Source organism: Parvibaculum sp. (assembly GCF_049672805.1).
Lineage (GTDB): Bacteria > Pseudomonadota > Alphaproteobacteria > Parvibaculales > Parvibaculaceae > Parvibaculum.
In genome coordinates this window covers 1-3,697 of sequence record NZ_JBATWS010000301.1, presented here as the reverse complement: position 1 = coordinate 3,697, position 3,697 = coordinate 1, and the positions used below count along the sequence as shown (strand labels likewise).

Annotated in this window: 6 protein-coding genes; 3 read left to right on the top strand and 3 right to left on the bottom strand. The window is 60.8% G+C overall.

The window, feature by feature from the left end; all coding sequences use genetic code 11:
• The 3 genes from WBF74_RS09640 to WBF74_RS09630 form a co-directional block, all read left to right on the top strand.
• The coding region (locus WBF74_RS09640) for a TIGR04283 family arsenosugar biosynthesis glycosyltransferase (RefSeq protein ID WP_424438767.1) at positions 1-745 on the top strand (745 nt) is incomplete at its 5' end.
• Complete coding sequence (locus WBF74_RS09635; protein WP_424438764.1) at positions 738-1,364, top strand: TIGR04282 family arsenosugar biosynthesis glycosyltransferase; 627 nt, start codon at positions 738-740, stop codon at positions 1,362-1,364. The genes WBF74_RS09640 and WBF74_RS09635, both read left to right, overlap by 8 nt.
• A complete protein-coding gene (locus WBF74_RS09630; protein WP_424438761.1) occupies positions 1,361-2,116 on the top strand; it encodes a class I SAM-dependent methyltransferase in 756 nt (251 codons plus the stop codon). Before WBF74_RS09635 ends, WBF74_RS09630 begins: the two co-directional genes overlap by 4 nt.
• Here the strand turns inward: WBF74_RS09630 and mscL are convergent.
• The 3 genes from mscL to WBF74_RS09615 form a co-directional block, all read right to left on the bottom strand.
• Positions 2,113-2,541: a large conductance mechanosensitive channel protein MscL gene (gene mscL / locus WBF74_RS09625; protein ID WP_424438758.1), complete on the bottom strand. Its 429-nt coding sequence runs from the start codon at positions 2,539-2,541 to the stop codon at positions 2,113-2,115. The genes WBF74_RS09630 and mscL overlap by 4 nt on opposite strands.
• A gap of 81 nt (positions 2,542-2,622) precedes the next feature.
• A complete protein-coding gene (moaB, locus tag WBF74_RS09620) occupies positions 2,623-3,165 on the bottom strand; it encodes a molybdenum cofactor biosynthesis protein B (protein ID WP_424438755.1) in 543 nt (180 codons plus the stop codon).
• Between the two features lie 70 nt (positions 3,166-3,235).
• Positions 3,236-3,697: lytic transglycosylase domain-containing protein (locus tag WBF74_RS09615; RefSeq protein ID WP_424438752.1), on the bottom strand; the 462-nt coding region annotated here is incomplete at its 5' end.

Sequence of the window (3,697 nt, the reverse complement as noted above, 5' to 3'; positions counted from 1 at the left end):
TTCTTCCACCGCGATTGGCGGCGGCGTGTGGATCGTTATTATGCGAGCCATGTTGAGCGTCATCATTCCGACCCTGAATGCAGGGGAAACCCTCACACGCACATTGGCACCTCTGGTGCCGGGCGCGGTGAAAGGGCTTGTGCGCGAGGTGATCGTGGTCGATGGCGGCTCCACCGATGGAACGCTGGAGATCGTCGAATCGACTGGCGCAAAACTCATCCGCGCGCCGAAGGGGCGCGGCCGGCAGCTGGCGGCAGGCGCAAAGGCAGCGCGAAGCAACTGGCTGCTTTTCCTCCATGCCGACACCGTGCTCGAGGAAAGCTGGATCAGCGAGATCCAGATATTTTTCGAGCAGGTCGAAAGCGGGCGCTTCCGGGACGGGGAGATGGCCGCCGCCTTCCGCTTTGCGCTGGATGACTTTTCGGGCCGGGCGCGGCTGATCGAGCGCATGGTGGCGCTGCGCTGCGCACTCTTTCGTCTGCCCTATGGCGATCAAGGGTTGATCGTGCATCGCAGGCTTTATGAAAAGGTAGGCGGCTTCCGCGACCTGCCGCTGATGGAAGATGTGGATCTCGTGCGGCGTATTCCGCGTCGCCGCCTTCTCATGTTCCGTAGCCAGGCGGTGACAAGCCCCGCGCGTTACATCCGCGATGGCTTCCTTGCGCGTTCGCTGCGCAACCTGACATGCCTCGCGCTTTATTATTTGCGTGTGCCGCCGCGCATCATTGCGCGGGTCTATGGCTGAAATCCGCCGCGCCTTCATGCCTCTTCATCCCCAGCTCGTTATCATGGCGAAACAGCCGCTGATCGGCCGCGCGAAGACACGTCTCGCGCGCGATATCGGCGCGGTGGAGGCGCTGCGCTTCGTGCGCGTTACGGGCGACACACTTCTGCGCCGTGTCGCGCGCAATCCGCGATGGCGCACGCTCGTCGCCGTCACGCCGGACAGTGCTTGCGCGGAAAAGGGCTTCTGGCCGGCGGATATTCCGCGCATCGCGCAAGGCGCGGGTGATCTTGGCGCGCGCATGGGCCGCCTCTTCAGAACGCTGCCGCAAGGCCCGGTCCTCATTATCGGTTCCGATATCCCGGACATCACGAGACGCCATATCGCCGAAGGCTTTACGGCACTCCGCGCGCATGACACGGTGCTTGGCCCGGCAGAGGATGGCGGCTATTGGCTCATCGGCATGAAGCGCCGTCCGCGCATCGTTGATATTTTTGAGGGCGTGCGCTGGTCGAGTGAACATGCAATGGAAGACACGATGAGAAACATCACGGCGCGGGGCATGAGCTGCGCCCTGCTCGATACGCTCGCCGATATCGACACAGGCGCGGACCTTGCCGCATGGCGGGGGCGGGCATGAGCGATCTTGATCCCTTCAAGGTCTTTCTCGATCTGCAACTCGCCCTGCCGCGCAACGGGCCAGGAAGTCGCGCGGCAACGGAGGCCACCTTCGCGCTTTTGCCGCCGCTCCCCGCATCGCCGGATTGCCTCGATATTGGCGCGGGGCAGGGCGCATCAACTTTCGATCTGCTCCGCCTCACCAATGGCCGCGTTACGGCAGTCGATCTCTATGAGCCTTTTCTGGAAAGGCTTTATGAGCGCGCGGAGCGGGAAGGCAGCAGCGATGAACGGCTGATCATCAAGCGCGCCGATATGGAGGCGCTGCCTTTCCATGAAGGCGAGTTCGATCTCATCTGGTCGGAAGGCGCAATCTACATCGCAGGCTTTGCGCGCGGGGTGAAGCTCTGGCGGCGCTTTCTGAAAGCCGGTGGCTGCGTTGCCGTTTCGGAATGTAGCTGGCTGACAGACAATCCGTCGGATGAGGTGCGCGACTTCTGGGATGAAGCCTATCCGGGCATGAGTGCGATCGGGGACAATATCGCGGCGGCGGAGCGCGCCGGGTATGAAGTGCTCGGCACGCATGTGTTTGGTGAGGAAGATTGGTGGGCGGAATATTATCGCCCGATGCGTGCGCGGATCGCAGAGATGCGTGACACCTACGGCGATGAGGCGGAAGCTGTGCTTCGAGACGCAGAGGCCGAGATTGCTCTTTTTGAGAACAATCCCGGCCAGTATTCCTACGTCTTTTATGTATTGCGGCGGAAGGACTAGTTCTTCGCCCTGAGCGCGTCGCGAATTTCTTCCAGAAGCACTTCCTGCCGGGGCGGTGCCGCCGGGGCCGGCTCTTCACCCTTCGCAATACGCGCGCGCAGCGCATTCATCTGCTTGATGACGAGGAACAGCGCGAAGGCCACGATGGTGAACTGGATCACCGCATTGATGAAGCGGCCATAGGCGATGACGGGGATGCCGGCTTCCTTCGCCGCGTCAACCGTGGCCGGACCGTTTTCCGCAAGGGTCAGCGCAATGAAGTACTGGCTAAAATCGACACCGCCCATCAATGCGCCAATGGGCGGCATGAGCACGTCGTTCACAAGCGATTGAACGATGGTCGTGAAGGCGGCACCGATAATGATACCGACCGCCATGTCGAGCACATTGCCCTTCAGGGCAAATTCGCGAAATTCCTTGAACATTCCTGGCTCTCCAGCCTCGTTGATTCCCACCCGGATCAAGGGTGCCGCGAGTGCGGGAGAGGCACAACGGGAAAAACGCTTTTACTTCCGCTGTTTGTATTCCTGAATCTGCGGAAGGATCTCGACGAAATTGCAGGGCCGGAAGCGATTGTCGAGCTGGTGAATCAGAATTTCATCCCAGCCATCCTTGCAGGCATTTGGCGAGCCGGGCAGCGCAAAGAGCAGCGTGCCGCCCGCAATGCCGGCTGTGGCGCGAGACTGAATTGTCGAGGTGCCGATCTTTTCAAAGGAAACGCGATGAAAGATGGCGGAGAAACCGTCAATTTCCTTGTCATAAACGGAGCGGAAAGCCTCCGGCGTCACGTCGCGGCCCGTAAGCCCCGTGCCACCGGTGGAAATCACCACATCGACTGAACTGTCGGCGATCCATGTCATGAGCGCGCCGCGAATATGCACAATGTCATCGGGAACAATGCGCCGCGCGGCAACGCTGTGCCCCGCCGCTTTGATCCGCTCGACCAGGACATCGCCCGATTTGTCATTCTCGAAGGTGCGCGTGTCGGAAACGGTGAGCACGGCAATTCTGACAGGAATGAAGTCGCGGGTGGTGTCGATCTCGGACATAGGGAGCCTTTCGTTTGGGGAACGGGTCCATATAACCGAAAAGAACCGCCCTGTCGCGGCGTAACGCGTTCTAGCGCGTAACCCCCTGATAAAGCGGCCATGTGCCTGCCGCCGTTGCATCCAGCGAACCGACCGGCTGGCCAAGGCGTTCGCTGTAAATCCAGTAATTTGTGACGACACGCTCGATATAGCCGCGCGTTTCCGCCGCCGGGATGCTTTCGATGAAAAGGAAGGGATCGCCCCGGAAATCCATGCTGGCGAGCCAGCGGGAAAGATTGCCCGGCCCGCCATTATAGGCCGTGGTGAGCATGAAGAGATTGCCGTATGGCTCACCGGAATGCATCAGCTGCTCGATATACTCCTGCCCGAGCGTGATGTTGAAGGTGGGATCAAGCAGCTTGTCGCGATTGCCGCCCGCAAGCGACTGGTCGCGCGTGAGGTGGCTCGCTGTCGCAGGCATGATCTGCATCAGCCCGCGCGCTCCTGCCCATGAGGTTGCGTCGGGAAGGAACTTGCTCTCCTGCCGCATGAA